Source organism: Oceanibaculum nanhaiense (genome assembly GCF_002148795.1).
Classification (GTDB): Bacteria; Pseudomonadota; Alphaproteobacteria; order Oceanibaculales; family Oceanibaculaceae; genus Oceanibaculum; species Oceanibaculum nanhaiense.
Map to the genome: position 1 here is coordinate 349,487 of NZ_MPOB01000003.1, position 16,491 is coordinate 365,977.

Below are 16,491 nucleotides of genomic sequence, written 5' to 3' on the forward strand. Positions count from 1 at the left end.
GCCGGAAACGGATTCGTCTAGGTTTTCCAGCACTTTCTGATATGCTTGCGTAGCAGGGCCAACCTCGGCTCGGGAGAGTTCGGATGCCGAAGATCACACGGGTCAATATCGGTGAGAAGGTCGATCACCTGATGTCACGCGACATGCTGGACAAGGACGCTCGTATAAAGCTGATCCGCTTCATGGAAGGCATCGAGATGTCGGTCTTCGCGGCCAACCGCGAGGTCATCCACAAGAAGGTGCAGAACCTCAATCAGCAGAACTTCCTGCGGCTGGCAACCCGCGTGGCGGAGCTGCGGGCCGACTATCTGGCCAAGGCGCTGACCTTCGCCGGCGGCGCCGGCCGGCCGAACGCCACGGAAATCCAGGAGCTGCGCCAGGCACGCGAAGCCTATGAGGAACTGATGCGCGCCTTCGAGGCGATGGAACGCGCCATTGAGCGCGGCTATACCGACATCGCAAGCTAGGACACCGGTCCCTAGCCCCGGAATTCCACGAAAATCAGAACGCGGTTCACGTTCTCTCCATCATCGGAGAGCGGCAGCAGGATTTCCTGGAACATCCGCATCTTTGGGTTCTCGCCAGCATAGTCCGAGCGGCCGAAGCGCGGCAACTTCCCGTACACGACGGTCGCCAGCGTATCGAAGATAGTGTTGCCGGGCTTCTTCTCGTCGAATTCCCGGAAACTGCGGCCTTTCAGCCCCTTGCGCCCGAACTTGCCGACATGCTCGCCGATCAGCCGGTAGCGGAAATCGAGCGGCTCGGCTTCCACGTCCAGCACCAGCGCATGGGGCAACAGCTTCGGGATATCGATCGCATCGATATCGGTGAATCGCGGCATCCGGCGGTCCCCGCGAATCTGGTCCCAATAGGCGAAGCCCTCGTCCAGGACGCTGGAAGTGAAGCGCGGCAGGTTCACCGGCGCGTTAAGGTTGGACAGGCTGGAATCGCTGACTGCGACCGGTTCGACATGGTCGTATTTCGCCACCGTCAGCACATAGGCGACCTGCCCCACCTCGTCGCAGAGCGGCAGCACGAGCGCCTCGTAACTGGTGCAGGTGACATTGTCCCACTTCGCGGTATTGCGGATGCGGTAGGGCAGCTTGCGCTCGACGCAGAAACGCATGCGCTGACTGGTCTCCTCCGCGCCCTTCACCTCGTCGAGATAGCGCCCGCGCAGCTCGATACCGATATGCCGGGTGACCAGTTCGCCGACCGTGCGCACCTTCAGGCGTATCGACTCTCCTCGCTCCACCTCAATCAGATAGAGCCAGGGCAGCAGCCGGCGCGGCAGCGTCGAGAAATCGAGGTCGAGGTAATGCGCATCGCCATCGGGGCGGCGCAACCGCTTCCAATATTCGAAAAGCATCTTCAGGTCCGGATCGATGGCCATCGCCGGATCGGCAATCACAATGCCCTCGCCTTTCAATGAATCATAGACGCGCAACATCGTGTCCGATCCTGTCGGTCCCAGATTTCCAGGTACATATTTCATGGTCATGCGATTTCTATCGGCTGCCTGCGCTCTAGTTTCACGCGGGCACGCTTAAAATTGCGTTAACCGGCACGTTCAGGAGAAATGTCGCCGTGACAAGCTCTTGCTTGAGGTTTCGCCATTCCGTGCCTAGCCTCCCGTCGAGCATCAACCGGGAGATCAGCCATGGCCAAGCCGCGCCGCTATACCATCCTCGATGTTTTCGCCGACCGCCCGCTGGCCGGCAATCCGCTGGCCGTGGTGCTGGACGCGGACGGGCTGGACGACGCCGCGATGCAGGCCATCGCCAGAGAATTCAACCTGTCGGAAACGGTGTTCGTGCTGCCGCCGGCGGATGAGCGCCACCGCGCCGCCGTCCGCATCTTCACGCCGGGGCGGGAACTGCCTTTTGCCGGCCATCCGACGGTCGGCACGGCGGTACTGCTGGCGCTGCTGGACAAGGCGAAAGGCGCCAGCGCCGAGGCCTTCGGGCTTGAGGAGAAGATCGGCATCGTGCCCTGCGTGGCGGAACCGAAGGGCGCGCGGCTGGGCCGGGCGCGCTTCCGCCTGCCGCGCCTGCCGCAAATCTGGGGTGAGGGTGTGAGCGTGGATAAGGCCGCCCGTGCGCTGGGGCTGACGCCCGCCGAGATCGGCTTCGGTCGGCATCTGCCCAGCCGCCATTCCGCCGGCGTCGCTTTCGACCTGGTGCCGGTCGCCTCGCTGGATGCCATCGGGCGCGCCCGACCGACCGCCGCCTTCATGGAAGCGTTCGGCGACAGCGACCATCCGGCCGCCTATGTCTATACCGCCGAGACGGTGGAGGCGGGCTCGCGCTTTCATGCCCGCATGTTCGCGCCCGGCATGGGGATATCCGAGGATCCGGCGACCGGCTCCGCCGCCGCCGCCTTCTCCGGCGCGCTGATGCAGTTCGAGAAGCTGGGCGACGGCACGCACGATTTCGTCATCGAGCAGGGCTACGAGATGGGCCGCCCCAGCCTGATCGCCCTGCAACTGGTCATCGAGCAGGGTGCACTTGCCTTCGCCGAGATCGGCGGCGACGCGGTGATCGTCGCCGAGGGCACGCTTTACGCCTGAGTATCCGGGGCCTGACGCTTGCGCACGAGGTATCGGTGCTGCCCGTCCAGCACCAGCTCCCGGCGCTGGTTGTGGATGGTCGAGCGCATGGCGATGACGCCCGTCGTACGCTGCGGCGTCAGTTCCGCGATCTCCAGCGCCGGATAGAGCGTGTCGCCGAGGAACACCGGCTTCAGAAAGCGTGAGGACTGATCCAGGAAAGCGATCAGCGACTGCGACACCTCATGCGGGAAGCGCCCCGCCCCCGCCGCCGTGAAGCACACCACCTGCAGCCCGTGCGCCAGCATGCCGGGCAGCCCGTGCGCACGGCAATATTCCACATCGTAATGAATCGGGTGATTGTCGCCGGACACGGTCTGGAAGGCGGCGAAGTTGGATTCCGTGACCGTACGGCTGGGCAGGCAATAACGCTCCCCCACATGGAAATCCTCGAACCAGCGCAGTTCGGCGACCTGATGCGCGGCGGGATCGAACTCGGTGTCGGTCATGCCGGCTCCTCCTCTTTATTCACTATGCCGACATGGCCAGCCTCGGCCAGCGCCGCGATGGCGGCCTCGTCATAGCCCAGCTCGCGCAATATCTCCGCGCTGTGCTGGCCCAGCAGCGGCGGCGTGCGGCTGGCCTGTCGCGCCTCCCCCGCGAAGCGCACCGGATAGCCGATATTGCGGATCGGCCCCAGCGCCGGATGATCGCTGTCCACTAGCAGGCCGCGTGCCGCCAGCTGCGGATGGTCCAGCGCCTGGTCCAGCGTGTGGATCGGCGCGCAGGGCAGGCCGGCCTCGGACAAGACGGCCAGCCAGTGCGCGGCGGGCTGCGCCCTCACCTTCTCCTGCACCAGCGCCACGGTGCGGGCAAAATTGCGCACCCGCGCCGCGTTCGTCGCAAAGTCGGGATGCGCGGCATAATCCTCCAGCCCCAGCAGCACGCAGAGCCGCCGCCACTGCCCATCATTGCCGACGCCGACCATCAGCGCGCCGTCCGACGCCGCGAACGCCTGATAGGGTGCAAGCGAGGGATGGCCGGTGCCCATACGCTCAGGCAGCGCGCCGGATCGCCAGTAATTCTGCGCCAGATAGCCCATCAGACCCATCGCGCTGTCGAGCAGGGAGACTTCGAGATACACCCCCTTGCCGGTCTTCTGCCGTTCCAGCAGGGCGGCCAGAACGCCGCTCAACGCATGCATGCCGGTGGCCTGATCGACCGGCGAGAAGCTGGCCCGGGCGTACGGCCCGTCCGGGTCGCCCATGGTCGAGATCATGCCGGAGAAGGCCTGCAGCATGACGTCATAGCCCGGCGTTTTGCCCATCGGCCCGTCGCGGCCATAGCCGGAAATCTCGCAATAGATCAGCCGCGGGTTCAGCGCCGACAGCGTCGCGTAATCGACGCCCAGCTTCGCCGCGGTGCCGCCGCCAAAGCCCTGCAGCACGATATCGGCGCGTTTCGCCAGATCGTGGACGATCTTCCGCCCTTCATCGCTCTTCAGGTCCAGGGCGATGCTGCGCTTGTTATGGTTGAAGGCGAGGAACAGCGCCGACTGGCCCTTCTCCTGCGGCGACCAGCCCCGCGTATCGTCGCCGCTGCCGACCGGCTCCACCTTCACCACCTCGGCCCCCAGATCGCCCAGATACTGGCCGCATAGCGGGCCAGCGATCACCTTGCTGAGGTCGAGGATTTTTATTCCTTCGAGCGGTTTCATCCCTTGCCTTTTCGTATTGTTGTTGCCGGTTCCGGCTTGCGTTCGTCACAATCTGCCATGCCCGGCCGGTCAGGAAAATGAGCCAATATGTACTGGCATTCGCTGGCCGTGCCGACTAGTCTGCGCCGTGGGCCTGTTTTCAAGCCTTACAACTTAAGGCGCCCGGACGCATCAAAAGAAGGGCATAACCCTTCAAAAAATCACGATATTTTACGACTGAAGCACAATAGGAGGCTGGATAACGATGAGACGGTTTGCGCGGACAAAGCTTTGGGCCCTGGCTGGCACGGCCGCCGTGGCCCTTTGCCTGGCGGCACCGTCGGCCATGGCGGGAAAGGCCGACGACACCCTCAACATCGCCTGGGATGTCGAGGTGCCGAATGTGAACATGTATTTCGACACCTCGCGTAACGGCGTCATCATCGCCCATCACGTCTGGGACGCGCTGATCTGGCGCGATCCGGCCTCGGGCGATTTCAAGCCGCTGCTGGCGACCGCCTGGAACATCGTCGATGACAAGACCATCGAACTCGATATCCGTCAGGGCGTGAAGTTCCACAATGGCGATCCGATGACCGCCGACGATGTGGTCTATACCTACAATTATCTCGCCAAGCCGGATAACGGCATTCTGAACCGTAATTATACGAGCTGGATCGATAAGGCGGAGAAGATCGGCGATGCCAAGGTCCGGATCACCGCCAAGAACACCAACCCGCTGATCCTGCTCTATATGGGCGAAATCGGCATCTATCCTCAGAAATATTATGAGGAAGTCGGGCCCGAGGGCATGGGGACCAAGCCGGTCGGCACCGGCCCCTACAAGATCACCGAGGTCGATCCCGGCAAGCGCCTGGTGTTCGAGGCCTTCGAGGATTATTACGACAGCCCGAAGGGCCAGCCGAAGATCAAGAATATCGTGCAGCGCACGATCCCGGAGATGAACACCCAGGTCGTCGAGCTGGCCAGTGGCCGCCTCAACTGGATCTGGCGCGTGGCGCAGGACCAGGCCGACCGTCTGACCAAGAGCGGCCGGGTCGAGGTCATCAACGCCAACACCATGCGCGTCGGCTACCTGCAGCTGAACGCCGCCAAGGGGCCGGAGGATTCACCGCTGCGCAAGCAGAAGGTGCGCCAGGCGATCAACCATGCCATCAACCTCGACGGCATCGTGAAGAACCTGGTGCGCGGCTCCTCCCAGATCATCCACTCGGCCTGCTATCCGGAGCAGTTCGGCTGCACCGACGATGTGCAGAAATATCCGTACGACGTTGCCAAGGCGAAGGCCCTGCTGGCCGAGGCCGGTTATCCGAACGGCTTCTCCACGGTGCTCTACGCCTATCGCGACCGGTCGCACAACGAGGCGATCATGTCCGATCTCGCCGCCGTCGGCATCAAGGCGGAGCTGCGCTACGGCCAGTACGCCGCGACCCGCGACGCGCTGCGCAAGGGCGAGGTTCCGATCGGCAGCCTGACCTGGGGCTCCAACTCGATCCCCGACGTCGATGCCATCCTGCCGGTCTTCTTCGGCGGCCTGCCGGACGATCTGTCCCAGGATGAGGAGGTGCAGGCCCTGCTTGTCGAGGGCAAGTCCACCCTCGACCAGGATAAGCGCAAGGCAGCCTACAAGAAGGCGCTGCAGAAGATCGCAGAGCAGGCCTATTGGGTGCCGACCTGGACCTACACCACGAATTATGCGATTTCCAACGACCTCGACTTCAAGCCGACGGCCGACGAAATCCCGCGGTTCTGGACCGCTTCGTGGAAGTAACTGGCGGCCATCCGCTATAGACTAAGCTCCGGGCGGCATGCCGGTCATGCCGCCCGGATCGATTTCAGATAGGGCATTACCCCGGCACATGCTGATTTACACCGCAAAAAGGCTGGTCGTGGCGCTGCTTGTGGCGCTGACGATCTCGCTCATCAGTTTCGGACTGCTGTTCCTGTCCGGCGACCCGGCGACGACGATTGCCGGCGAAAGCGCCGACGACGCCGCCATCCAGGCGATCCGCATGCAGTACGGGTTCGATAAACCCATTCACGAGCAGTATTTCGCCTGGGTTGGGCGCGCGCTGCAGGGCGATTTCGGCACCAGCTTCTATTTCAAGGTGCCGGTTACCCATCTCATTTTCGAGCGGCTGCCGGTCACGCTGGGGCTGGGGCTGTCCGCCATCACCTTCGCGATCATCCTGTCGATTCCACTGGGCGTGCTGGCCGCGCGCTATCCCAACAGCCTGATCGACCGGCTGGCGCTGACCATGTCCGTGATGGGCCAGGCGCTGCCAAGCTTCTGGTTCGCACTGCTGCTGATCATGGTGTTTTCCTTCATGTACCCGCTGCTGCCGCCCTCGGGTTCGGAAAGCTGGGTGCATTTCATCATGCCGACCATCGTGCTGGGCTATTACGCAACGCCGGCGATCATGCGGCTGACCCGTACTGGCATGCTGGAAGTGCTGGGCGCGGACTATATCCGCACCGCCCGTGCCAAGGGGTTGCGGCCGCGCACCGTGCTGTTCAAGCACGCGCTGCGCAACGCGATCATCCCGGTGGTCAGCCTGTCCGCCGTGCAGCTGGGTTTCATGCTGGGCGGCTCCATCGTGGTGGAGACCATCTTCGCCCTGCATGGCACCGGCTATCTCGCCTGGGAATCGATCCGCCGCTATGACCTGCCGACCGTGCAGGCGATCCTGCTGGTCTTCTCCCTCATCTATATCGTGCTGACGTTCCTGGCCGACCTGCTGAACGCCTGGCTCGATCCCCGTATCCGCGTGGGCTGACCGATGGCCGCAATCACCATTCCCGCTGCCGAGGATATCGTCGGCCCGACCCCGGGCCAGCGGCTGCGCAAGCGCATCCTCGGCCATCGCGGCGTCATGATCGGCGCCGTCATCCTTGGCTTCATCCTGCTGGTGGCCCTGCTGGCCCCGCTGCTGGCGCCCTACGATCCCTATGCCCAGACCCTCAGCAACCGTCTGGTGCCGCCGGTCTGGGCCGAAGGCGGCAGCTGGGTGCATCCGCTGGGCACCGACGGGCTGGGCCGCGACTATCTTTCCCGCCTGATGTATGGCGCGCAGATCTCGCTGTTCATCGGCTTCGCCACGGCGCTGATCTCCGGTGTCATCGGCACCGTGATGGGCGTGGCCGCCGGCTATTTCGGCGGGCGCGTCGATCTCGTCGTCACCTTCCTCATCACCTGCCGGCTGTCGATGCCGGTCATCCTGGTGTCACTGGCGGTGGTCGCCATGCTGGGCAATTCGCTGACCATCGTGGTCACCGTGCTGGGCGTGCTGCTGTGGGACCGCTATGCCGTGGTCATGCGCAGCGCCACCATGCAGGTGCGCTCGCTGGATTATGTCGCCGCCGCCTCGGCGGCCGGCTGTTCGACCTGGCGCATCCTGGTCTCCGAGATCCTGCCCAACGTGATGAACCCGCTGATCGTGGTGGCGACCTTGGAAGTCGCCCATGCCGTGCTGCTGGAAGCGGCCTTGAGCTTCCTCGGCCTTGGCGTGCAGCCGCCCCTGCCCTCCTGGGGACTGATGATCTCGGAAGGCAAGGACTACCTGCTGTTCGACGCCTGGCTGATCACCATTCCCGGCATCTGCCTGTTCGCGCTGCTGCTGGCCATCAACCTGCTCGGCGATGGCGTGCGCGACGTGACCGCCCCCGAAAACCGGAGCTGACCCGATGGCCGCTCTTCTCGAAGTCGAAAATCTCCGCGTCGATATCCCGCTGGCCGCCGGTACGCTGCATGCCGTGCGCGGTATCAGCTTCCAGGTGGATCGCGGCGAGACGCTGTGCATCGTCGGCGAATCCGGCTGCGGCAAGTCGCTGACCTCGCTGTCGATCATGGATCTGCTGCCGCCCAAGGCGGTGCGCAGCGCCGATAAACTGGCCTTCGACGGTATCGATCTGTCGCGCATCGGCCAGTCGCAGATGTCGGACATCCGCGGCGACCGGATGGCGATGATCTTCCAGGAGCCGATGACCAGCCTGAATCCGGCCTACACCATCGGCAACCAGCTGGAAGAGGCGCTGCTGCGCCACCGTAACATCTCCCGCAAGGAGTCGCGCGACCGCGCCGTGCATCTGCTGGAGAAGGTCGGCATCACCGGTGCGGCCAGCCGCCTCGGCCAGTATCCGCATCAGCTTTCGGGCGGGCTGCGCCAGCGCGTGATGATCGCCATGGCGCTGATGTGTGGGCCGGAACTGATCCTGGCGGACGAGCCGACCACGGCGCTGGACGTGACCATCCAGGCGCAGATCCTGCACCTGATGATCGAACTCCAGAAGGAGTTCGGCATGGGCATGATCCTGATCACCCATGATCTCGGCATCGTCGCCCGCGTCGCCGACAAGGTGGCTGTCATGTATGCCGGCCAGATCGTCGAGAGCGGCACGGTGAACGAGGTGTTCGACAATCCGATGCACCCTTATACGCAGGGCCTGCTGCGCTGCATTCCGGTGCCGGGCAAGACCCAGCGCGGCGCGCATCTGGGCTCGATCCCCGGCATCGTGCCGTCGCTGATCGGCGACATCCATGGCTGTGCCTTCCGCAACCGCTGCAGTTACGCTTTCGAGGATTGCACCCGCGTGGACGTGCCCCTGACCGAAACCACGCCCGGCCGCGGCTATCGTTGCCTGCTGAGCGATGAGCAATGCATAGAGAATGCGAAGGAGGTCGCGTGATGACGGCTATTCCTCCCGTCCTGGAAACCCGCGACCTGCGCTGCACCTTCCAGGTGCGTCAGGGCATGTTCAAGCCGAAGAAGCCGCTGCATGCGGTGAACGGCGTCTCGCTGAAGGTCAACAAGGGCGATGTGCTGGGGCTGGTCGGCGAATCCGGCTGCGGCAAATCCACCTTCGCGCGCATCCTGCTGGGCCTGCAGATGCCGACGTCCGGCGATGTGCGGATCGACGGGCAGGCGACCACGGCCTTTACCCGCAAGCAGATCGCGCGGCGCATCCAGCCGATCTTTCAGGATCCTTATTCCTCGCTGAATCCGCGCAAGACCATCGGCACCATCATCACCCTGCCGCTCAGCGTGCATGGTGTCGGCGATCCTGCCTCCTGGCGCGGCACGGTCGAGCGGATGATGGACCTCTGCGGCCTGCCGAAGCGGGTCTATGACAGCTATCCCAACCAGCTGTCGGGCGGCCAGCGCCAGCGCGTCGCCATCGCCCGCGCGCTGGTCATGCAGCCGGAAGTGGTGATCTGCGACGAGCCAACCTCGGCGCTGGACGTCTCGGTGCAGTCGCAGATTCTGAACCTGTTGCAGGATCTGCGCGGCGAGTTGGGGCTGACCTATGTGCTGATCAGCCACAATCTCGCGGTGGTCGAGCATATGGCGACCTCGGTCGCGGTCATGTATCTCGGCCGCATCGTCGAGCAAGCCGACACCGACACGCTGTTCCGCGCGCCCAAGCATCCCTATACCGAGGCGCTGCTGGCCTCCGTGCTGACGCCGGAGCCAGGCAAGGGCGTGCCGGACGCGCAGCTGGGCGCGACCTTCCCGAACCCGATCAATCCGCCTTCAGGCTGCACCTTCCATACGCGCTGCCCGAAGGTCATGGATGTCTGCCGGCAGGTGGCGCCCCGGTCCTTGGTCGTCGATGGCAGCAGCGTCGAATGCCATCTGCACGACGGCGCACAGCGCAACGCCGCCTGAGGAGACAAGGCGCGATGATCCGGCACATCGTGTTCTTTTCGGTAAAGGACCCGGCGCAGCTGGACGCGGTCGAGACGGGGCTGAAGCTGCTGGAGCAGAGCCCCTACCCGACCCTGCTGGAGGTGAAGCGCAATCTGCGCCGCGACCTGTTCGACAATGATGTCGATCTCGTCGTCTATGGCGAGTTCCCGGACCAGGCGGCGCTGGATGCCTACAAGCAGGACCCGCTCTACCAGCGCTCTATCGACCGCGTGCGCCCCTTGCGGGAATTGCGCATCGCGGCCGATATCGAGGGCTGAAACCTACCAGCGGTAGGTCATGCCGGCGGTGACCCAGCGGCCCGGCCCGTAATAGCAGGAGCCGAAGGCGCAGGTGGTCGTGTATTCCTCGTCCAGCAGATTGCTGGCGCGCAGATCCAGCGTCATGTTCTCGTTGAACGCGTAGCTGACCAGCGCATCGACCAGCAGATAGTCCGGGTTCTCCGAAGTGTTCAGCGTGTCGTTATAGGCCGTGCCGACATAACGCAACCCGCCGCCGAAGCGCAGGCCGCGCAGTTCCGGCTGCTGCAGGCTGTACACCGCCCACAGCGAGGCGGTGTGTTCGGGGATCAGCACCGGGCTCAAACCGACATTGCCGTCATTGCTCTCCGTCACCTCGGCATCCATGAAGGCATAGGCCGCAGTCAGATCCAGCCCCTTGAACAGGCCGGCTTTCGCCTCCAGCTCCAGGCCGCGCACCTCGATCTCGCCGGTCTGCAGCGTGTTGTTGATGTCCGCCGGATCGCGGGTCTGCACATTGGTCTTGGTCAGGTGATAGACCGAGGCGGTGAACAGCGCGTTGTAATTAACCGGCTGGTATTTGACGCCGATTTCATACTGCGTCGAATCCTCCGGCTCGAACGGCTTGCCGAACAGATCGGTGCCCTGCTTCGGCGTGAAACCCTGGATGAAGCTGACATAGGGCGCCAGGCCATTCTCGAACAGGTAGGTCACGCCGACACGGCCGGTAAAGGCGCTGTCCTCGAAGGATTGGGTGGTGTTGGTCAGCAAATCGTCGGTATCGAGATCGACCCAGCTGTAGCGGCCGCCCAGAGTCACAATCCAGTTATCCAGCTTGACCTGGTCCTGAATATAAACGCCGGTCTGGGTCAGCGTCTGCTCGTTCGAGAGATAAGGTGCTGCCGGCAGCACCGCACCGGTATAGACCGGATTGACAAGGTCGATCGACGTGGCAGCCCCGTTGTAATACTGGAACTCGTCCACGCTGCGGCTGTAGTCGAAGCCGAACAGCATGGTGTGGCGCATGCCCTGGAAGTCGAAGCGCGCCTCCAGCTGGTTGTCGATGGCGGTCTGGGCGAGATCGTCGGGGGCGGCCCAGACATAGCGGTTGAGCGTGCGGTTGTCAGCCGAGAGGCCGTTCGCCGACACCGTCTGGTAATCCACGCTGACCTCGAAATAGCGCGCGGTCTGGCGGAAGGTGAAAGTGTCGTCGAAGCGGTGCGCGAGGGCGTAGCCGACCGAGAACTGCTCCTGATCGAACTTGTCGAAGCCGGGCTCGCCGGACACCACATTGGTGCGCCCGACCGTCTCGTTGGCGAAGGTGTTGAACAGCGGCGAGCGCTCGTCCTTCATATAGTCGGCCAGGAAGGTGATCTCGGTCTTGTCGCCCTTCCAGGTCAGCGACGGCGCGATGAACAGCCGGTTGTTCTTCTGCGAGGTGCCGTCATTATAATCGAACTCGGTGTCGGAATCGCGCGCCACGCCGGTGAGGCGGAACAGCAGGCTACCATCCTCATTGGCCTTGCCGCCCATATCGAAGGCGCCCTGGAAATGGTCCCAGCTGCCGGCCTCGACCTTCACTTCCTGGCGCATGTCGGCGTTCGGCCGCTTGGTGGTGCGGTCGATGACGCCGCCGGCCTCCGCCTGGCCATACAGCGCGCCGCTGGGGCCGCGCATGATGTCGATACGCTCGATGGCGTAGGGCTCCGTCGTGTAGGCGGCAAAAGCGTTGCCGTCCATGCGCAGACCGTCGCGGAACGACCCGGTGGTCGAGGAATAGAAGCCGCGAATGGTGATCGAATCATAGCCGCGCGGATCGACGCCGTAATTATCGACGGTCACGCCGGGAGAATAGCGCACGGCCTCCGCCATGGTCTTGGCACCGCGATCCTCCATCTCCTGACGGCCGATGGTCGAGACCGACTGCGGGGTCTCGATGGCCGGCGTGTCCGACTTGGTCGCCGCCACCGAGAAATAGGAGACATAGCCTTCCGTCGCCTCGTAGGAGGTGATGCTGCGCAGCGCCTCGATATTGACCGGCGCCAGCTCGACCGACTTCTCGTCCTTGCTCTCCTGCTCCGGCTTCTTGTCCTGCGCGAAGCCCGGCTGCGGCAGCGCCAGGCACAGCAGCAGCGCCGTGCCCCCCATCAGCGCCGCCCCCCCTTTTAGCGCAGGGCGCAGCCCCTTTCCTGCGGAACGCCTGTGCATCGTCTTTCCCCTTCCCGTATCGGATAGCCATGACCCGGACGCCGACCCCCGGCGTCCATGCGAATTACACTAAGAGTCATTCGCATTACATGAGGAGAGGAAAGTTTCAAGACCTAGTGCGCTGGCAAATCGAAACACTTTTGCAATCCGGCAGATTTGTCACACTGGCAGAAAGGCTGCGCCTGTTGGGTTACTTGACGCCCCACACTGGCAGGGGGAAACATTGCTGACTGTCAGGCGGCGCTCTTGATGGTGGGGGTAAAGCGAACCTGGTTCCGGCCACCCTGCTTGGCCTTGTAGAGTTCCACGTCGGCGCGTTTCAGGCCCGTCGTCAGGTCCATGGCATTCAGGCTCCAGCACCCACCAATACTGGTGCTGGCCTTAATCGAAGAACCGTTGCTGGCAACGCTGCTCGTCTCGATACCGGCGCGGATACGCTCGGCAATGTTCCGGGCGTCAGCCATGCTCGCATTCGGCAGGTAAACCACAAACTCCTCCCCGCCGAGACGAGCCAGCAGGTCGCTCTGGCGGACCGCCTTGCGCAGGGTTGCTCCAACCGATTGCAGGACGAGATCGCCGATGTCGTGGCCGTAGGTATCGTTCAGCTTCTTGAAATGGTCGAGATCGACCAGAAGGATCGCCGCACCATTTTCCGAAACGGTTTCTTCCTGCGCCGCTTCGAAACCACTCTGGAACCCCCGCCGATTCAAAAGACCCGTCAGCGGATCGGTGTTCACCTCGTTGGTCAGCCGCCGTTCGCGCATGGCATAAAAACGCTCTCGTTCGACGAAGGTCCCGAGCAGCAGGGCGCCAAGAATATAGGAGGCGGCTGCATAGGGCGCGGCATTCTTGAATGCCTTTATACGGATTTCCGGCGGCAGTAACAGGAAAGCCAGCAGGCCGACGCACAGCATAAGGCCCAGCAGCAGCAAATGCCGGACGCGCGCGCGCGACCGGTTGCGCATAAGGTAGCCCCAGAGCGTGCCGCTGCAGCCTGCAAGAGTCATCGCAACAATACCCGGTACCACGCCAGTGCCACCGATCTGATACCGGGTCACGGCCCCGATCGTGAGCGAGATCACCATGGCCACGGGCCCCAGAAAGGCGCCGGAAAAACCGATAAAAAGGCTGCGCAGATCGACGATGACACCTGGCGCGACGCGCAACGGGTCCATCATGGAGACGGCGGCGCCGACACCGAACATAATACCGCCCAGGATACGCCGCACATCACGAGGATAGTCCAGCCGCAGGATGATGCCATACAGCACGGCCGCAAGCGCCATGAGGGCGAAGTTATCCAAGAATTCAAAAGCGTTGAGTTTCATTCAGGAATAACTCTTGGAGGAAGCATCATGCCGGGCAGCAAATTATGGGCATACCATGGCATTCGATACGATTCGAAGATGTCAGACCCCATGTCGTCGAAAAGACAGAATGCCTGTAAACTCTAAAAATATAGTTAACCAGTTTCATGCAGCCGGATGACCCGCCAGGAAGCAAAATGACCGACCATCGGACTATTCACGGCTCTTAGGCGAATGCCCCGGCTGAGCGCCAACGCGGGAGAGGCTTCGAGCAGTGCCGGCACCTGACCTAGACGGCGGACTTATACCAGCCTGGAGGACTGATCAGAGGCCGTGGCTGCGCGAATAGGCGTTCGGCGCCGGCGGTGTCCAGCCCTCCAGCGCGCCGGAGCGTGGTGCGAAGATCTCCACCTTCAGCGGATAACAGGCGGCGCTGTCGCTGGAATGCTGGCTGCCGCAATCGCCGCCGGGGCAGGCCGACAGCGCGCCCAGCAGGTCGATCTCCGCGAACATCTCCAGATAATCGCCGGGGCGCACCGGGCTGGCCTTCATGAAATACTGGTGGGTGTCATGGGTGAAGCCGGTACACATGAAGACGTTCAGCACGTCATGCACATGCGCCTCCGCCTCCTCCAGACTCAGCCCGCGTTCCGCCGCCAGTGCCCGTGTCAGATTGGAATGACAGCAATGATGGTACTCGCCGCCGGTCAGCAGGCGGTTTGTATAGGGATCGCAGCGCGTGCCGATCACGTCATGCACGCCGCCGCCATCGGCGTCCCAGCCATACCAGTCCAGCGTGTCGCTGGTGATGGTGGCCAGCGGGCGCAGAAACGGCATATTGCTCCACAGCCGGTCGCCGGTGGTCACATGGGTGGCGTGCAGCTGCCGCGTCTTGCCGCTGAAGAAGCGCTCCGAGAGGTCGTGCGCGTTCCACAGGTTCAGGTCCCCGACCTGCGGCCCCTCGATGCTGACGACACGGAACAGATGCCCCGCCGGCACGGTGAAGGTGCGGGCCTCGCGCGGCGGCACCACGATCTCCCCGACCAGCACCATGCCCTGCCGCGCATCCTCGTAGAAGGCGCGGTTGTACGGCGGCAGCCGGTCCACCGGATAACAGACGGTGACCGCCGCCGCGCGGCGGCGCGCGGCATCCGCAGGCGGCTGATGGGCGGGCGTCTGGCGGGCAGGCGTCTGGTGGGCAGGGCTTGTCATGCTGTCCTCAAGGGAAAATGCCGGTACCGGCAGGATATCAGGAAATCAGGGAGGGTTGCGCCCGGCGGGGCGGCAGCCGCGCCAGCAGCCCCTCCCCTTCATTGCGCGGATTGCCGACGGATCTGGACACCGGCCAGGCCTCCATCCGCTCGGCCGGAAAGGGCACCAGCAGATGCTGGGCCGCTTCCTTCGGGCCGTGCAGCCAGAGATCGTAATGCACCGGCGAAACGATCACCGGCATCCGATCATGGATCGGTGCCAGCAGCGGATTGGCGGCGGTGGTGATGAGGCAGACCGTGAGCTGAATCTCGCCCTCCGGCGCGCGCCAGGCCGACCACAGGCCGGCGATGGCGAAACCCGGTTCGTCCTTCAGGCGAATGGCATAGGGCTGCTTGCCGCTGGCCATCTTCCGCCATTCGTAATAAGCGCTCACCGGCACCAGGCAGCGGCGTTCCGCGAAACTGTCCCGGAAGGAGGGCTTCTCGGCAAGGGTTTCCGCCCTGGCGTTGATGAGGTTGGCACCGATGGCGGCATCCTTCGCCCAGTGCGGGATCAGCCCCCAGCGCATGGATGTGAGCTGGCGTCCACCCTCCCGTCCGGCGGCGCGGATGACCGGGATATCGCTCTGCGGCGCCACATTATAGCGCGGCTGCCAGGGCGCATAATCGCCCGTGGCCTTGAACAGCCGGCGCATGGCCTCGGGCGCCAGGGTCTGGGCGAAGCGGCCGCACATTTGTGGCTTGAATCCTCCGACACACAACCAGACAGACAGCATGGACCATAACCGCGACCACCGCCATGGCGGAGCGATGGGGGGCCAACGGGCCGACGCGTGAGAGCCAAACGAAAACCGGCGCCCAGTTGCCCAGGCGCCGGTAAATCGCTGAAATCATTCAGAACTATTTGGTAGCGAGGGAGGGACTCGAACCCCCGACACGGGGATTATGATTCCCCTGCTCTAACCAACTGAGCTACCCCGCCGCAGATGCGGTTCCGGCAAACAGACAGGCACCGCCATCTCTGTTTGCGAGGGCATGCGTATAGGCTGGCGACGCGCCACCTGTCAAGTATCCGAACGCATGTGCGTGCCCTTTCCGGCCTCGCCTTCCGGCTTGGCTGGCGCGGGCAGCGCCCCCACATGGCTGGTATGGCAAAATTCCCCCTCTTGCTGACGGTCATATGCGCCCTCACAGCGCTTTACGCGGTACAGAACGCCCACGCGCAAACCGACAGGCGCAGCCTGATCTACGATCTGCTGGAACAGCGCCAGTCGCGGGACCAGTCGCGGGGCCAATTGCGCGACCCGTCCCTGGACCCGGCGCAGCGCGAGCCCATCGAGCGGCTGCCCGAGCGTCCCGCCCTGCCCGATACGATGCGCGACCCGAACGGTCCGCGCGCGCCAATCCTCTCCCCCGGTACGCCCGACCCGACACGGCCGCGCAGCCCGCTGCTGGACTCGGACCGCCGCCAGCAGGAAGACAGGGCGTTCCAGGAACGGCTTGACCGCCGCGAGCGGTTCGAACGCCAGCGCCTGCTGATGGAGCGTTGACCGGTC

16 protein-coding genes and 1 tRNA gene are annotated in these 16,491 nt (G+C 63.8%); 9 read left to right on the plus strand and 8 right to left on the minus strand.

Translation table 11 applies throughout. The features are described 5' to 3' along the window. The first annotated feature begins 83 nt into the window (after nucleotides 1-83). Nucleotides 84-467: a hypothetical protein gene (locus tag BKM74_RS06955; RefSeq protein WP_086464964.1), complete on the plus strand. Its 384-nt coding sequence runs from the start codon at nucleotides 84-86 to the stop codon at nucleotides 465-467. An 11-nt stretch (nucleotides 468-478) separates the two neighbouring features. Here BKM74_RS06955 and BKM74_RS06960 read toward each other — a convergent pair whose 3' ends face one another. Then, a complete protein-coding gene (locus BKM74_RS06960) occupies nucleotides 479-1,450 on the minus strand; it encodes a PAS domain-containing protein (protein ID WP_176342428.1) in 972 nt (323 codons plus the stop codon). A gap of 210 nt (nucleotides 1,451-1,660) precedes the next feature. Here BKM74_RS06960 and BKM74_RS06965 point away from each other — a divergent pair, with 210 nt between their 5' ends. Beyond that, nucleotides 1,661-2,569, plus strand: coding sequence for a PhzF family phenazine biosynthesis protein (locus BKM74_RS06965; protein ID WP_086464966.1), 909 nt, complete (start codon nucleotides 1,661-1,663; stop codon nucleotides 2,567-2,569). Here the strand turns inward: BKM74_RS06965 and BKM74_RS06970 are convergent. Beyond that, nucleotides 2,560-3,057 (minus strand): MaoC family dehydratase, encoded by a 498-nt coding sequence (locus tag BKM74_RS06970; protein ID WP_086464967.1) that lies wholly within the window; start codon nucleotides 3,055-3,057, stop codon nucleotides 2,560-2,562. The genes BKM74_RS06965 and BKM74_RS06970 overlap by 10 nt on opposite strands. Beyond that, on the minus strand, nucleotides 3,054-4,265 hold the full coding sequence (locus tag BKM74_RS06975) for a CaiB/BaiF CoA transferase family protein (RefSeq protein WP_086464968.1): 1,212 nt from the start codon (nucleotides 4,263-4,265) through the stop codon (nucleotides 3,054-3,056). Before BKM74_RS06975 ends, BKM74_RS06970 begins: the two co-directional genes overlap by 4 nt. 325 nt (nucleotides 4,266-4,590) lie before the next feature. Between BKM74_RS06975 and BKM74_RS06980 the strand changes: the two genes are divergently transcribed. The 6 genes from BKM74_RS06980 (at nucleotide 4,591) to BKM74_RS07005 (ending at nucleotide 10,230) form a co-directional block, all read left to right on the plus strand. Continuing rightward, nucleotides 4,591-6,036: an ABC transporter substrate-binding protein gene (locus tag BKM74_RS06980; protein WP_245825845.1), complete on the plus strand. Its 1,446-nt coding sequence runs from the start codon at nucleotides 4,591-4,593 to the stop codon at nucleotides 6,034-6,036. An 88-nt stretch (nucleotides 6,037-6,124) separates the two neighbouring features. Continuing rightward, nucleotides 6,125-7,042, plus strand: a complete 918-nt coding sequence (locus tag BKM74_RS06985; protein ID WP_086464970.1) for an ABC transporter permease — start codon at nucleotides 6,125-6,127, stop codon at nucleotides 7,040-7,042. A gap of 3 nt (nucleotides 7,043-7,045) precedes the next feature. After that, on the plus strand, nucleotides 7,046-7,945 hold the full coding sequence (locus BKM74_RS06990; protein WP_086464971.1) for an ABC transporter permease: 900 nt from the start codon (nucleotides 7,046-7,048) through the stop codon (nucleotides 7,943-7,945). A gap of 4 nt (nucleotides 7,946-7,949) precedes the next feature. Then, on the plus strand, nucleotides 7,950-8,951 hold the full coding sequence (locus BKM74_RS06995) for an ABC transporter ATP-binding protein (protein WP_086464972.1): 1,002 nt from the start codon (nucleotides 7,950-7,952) through the stop codon (nucleotides 8,949-8,951). After that, nucleotides 8,951-9,931: an ABC transporter ATP-binding protein gene (locus tag BKM74_RS07000; RefSeq protein WP_086464973.1), complete on the plus strand. Its 981-nt coding sequence runs from the start codon at nucleotides 8,951-8,953 to the stop codon at nucleotides 9,929-9,931. Before BKM74_RS06995 ends, BKM74_RS07000 begins: the two co-directional genes overlap by 1 nt. Nucleotides 9,932-9,945: 14 nt before the next feature. Next, nucleotides 9,946-10,230, plus strand: a complete 285-nt coding sequence (locus BKM74_RS07005; RefSeq protein ID WP_086464974.1) for a Dabb family protein — start codon at nucleotides 9,946-9,948, stop codon at nucleotides 10,228-10,230. Nucleotides 10,231-10,233: 3 nt separating this feature from the next. On the opposite strand, the gene BKM74_RS07010 is transcribed toward BKM74_RS07005, so the two are convergent. From BKM74_RS07010 to BKM74_RS07030, 5 genes are all read right to left on the minus strand, one after another. Next, entirely contained in the window at nucleotides 10,234-12,417 is a 2,184-nt protein-coding gene (locus BKM74_RS07010) for a TonB-dependent siderophore receptor (RefSeq protein WP_140056038.1), read from the minus strand. Nucleotides 12,418-12,650: 233 nt separating this feature from the next. Continuing rightward, nucleotides 12,651-13,745, minus strand: coding sequence for a GGDEF domain-containing protein (locus BKM74_RS07015; RefSeq protein ID WP_086464976.1), 1,095 nt, complete (start codon nucleotides 13,743-13,745; stop codon nucleotides 12,651-12,653). A gap of 303 nt (nucleotides 13,746-14,048) precedes the next feature. After that, nucleotides 14,049-14,936, minus strand: coding sequence for an urea carboxylase-associated family protein (locus BKM74_RS07020; protein WP_086464977.1), 888 nt, complete (start codon nucleotides 14,934-14,936; stop codon nucleotides 14,049-14,051). Nucleotides 14,937-14,973: 37 nt separating this feature from the next. Continuing rightward, the gene (locus tag BKM74_RS07025) at nucleotides 14,974-15,669 is read right to left on the minus strand and encodes an SOS response-associated peptidase (protein WP_086464978.1); all 696 of its coding nucleotides are present in this window, start codon (nucleotides 15,667-15,669) and stop codon (nucleotides 14,974-14,976) included. Between the two features lie 171 nt (nucleotides 15,670-15,840). Further along, nucleotides 15,841-15,917, minus strand: a tRNA-Met gene (locus tag BKM74_RS07030). Between the two features lie 184 nt (nucleotides 15,918-16,101). Here BKM74_RS07030 and BKM74_RS07035 point away from each other — a divergent pair. Next, nucleotides 16,102-16,485, plus strand: coding sequence for a hypothetical protein (locus BKM74_RS07035; RefSeq protein WP_140056039.1), 384 nt, complete (start codon nucleotides 16,102-16,104; stop codon nucleotides 16,483-16,485). The last annotated feature ends 6 nt before the right edge of the window (nucleotides 16,486-16,491 follow it).

Excerpts from the sequence above, each read along its gene's own strand:
- BKM74_RS06965 (WP_086464966.1), top strand. The coding sequence starts at position 1,661 with ATGGCCAAGCCGCGCCGCTATACCATCCTCGATGTTTTCGCCGACCGC.
- BKM74_RS06995 (WP_086464972.1), top strand. The coding sequence starts at position 7,950 with ATGGCCGCTCTTCTCGAAGTCGAAAATCTCCGCGTCGATATCCCGCTG.
- BKM74_RS06990 (WP_086464971.1), top strand. The coding sequence starts at position 7,046 with ATGGCCGCAATCACCATTCCCGCTGCCGAGGATATCGTCGGCCCGACC.
- BKM74_RS06975 (WP_086464968.1), bottom strand. The coding sequence starts at position 4,265 with ATGAAACCGCTCGAAGGAATAAAAATCCTCGACCTCAGCAAGGTGATC.
- BKM74_RS06970 (WP_086464967.1), bottom strand. The coding sequence starts at position 3,057 with ATGACCGACACCGAGTTCGATCCCGCCGCGCATCAGGTCGCCGAACTG.
- BKM74_RS07005 (WP_086464974.1), top strand. The coding sequence starts at position 9,946 with ATGATCCGGCACATCGTGTTCTTTTCGGTAAAGGACCCGGCGCAGCTG.
- BKM74_RS07010 (WP_140056038.1), bottom strand. The coding sequence starts at position 12,417 with ATGCACAGGCGTTCCGCAGGAAAGGGGCTGCGCCCTGCGCTAAAAGGG.
- BKM74_RS07015 (WP_086464976.1), bottom strand. The coding sequence starts at position 13,745 with ATGAAACTCAACGCTTTTGAATTCTTGGATAACTTCGCCCTCATGGCG.
- BKM74_RS06955 (WP_086464964.1), top strand. The coding sequence starts at position 84 with ATGCCGAAGATCACACGGGTCAATATCGGTGAGAAGGTCGATCACCTG.
- BKM74_RS07000 (WP_086464973.1), top strand. The coding sequence starts at position 8,951 with ATGACGGCTATTCCTCCCGTCCTGGAAACCCGCGACCTGCGCTGCACC.
- BKM74_RS07025 (WP_086464978.1), bottom strand. The coding sequence starts at position 15,669 with ATGTGCGGCCGCTTCGCCCAGACCCTGGCGCCCGAGGCCATGCGCCGG.
- BKM74_RS06960 (WP_176342428.1), bottom strand. The coding sequence starts at position 1,450 with ATGTTGCGCGTCTATGATTCATTGAAAGGCGAGGGCATTGTGATTGCC.
- BKM74_RS07020 (WP_086464977.1), bottom strand. The coding sequence starts at position 14,936 with ATGACAAGCCCTGCCCACCAGACGCCTGCCCGCCAGACGCCCGCCCAT.
- BKM74_RS06980 (WP_245825845.1), top strand. The coding sequence starts at position 4,591 with ATGGCGGGAAAGGCCGACGACACCCTCAACATCGCCTGGGATGTCGAG.
- BKM74_RS06985 (WP_086464970.1), top strand. The coding sequence starts at position 6,125 with ATGCTGATTTACACCGCAAAAAGGCTGGTCGTGGCGCTGCTTGTGGCG.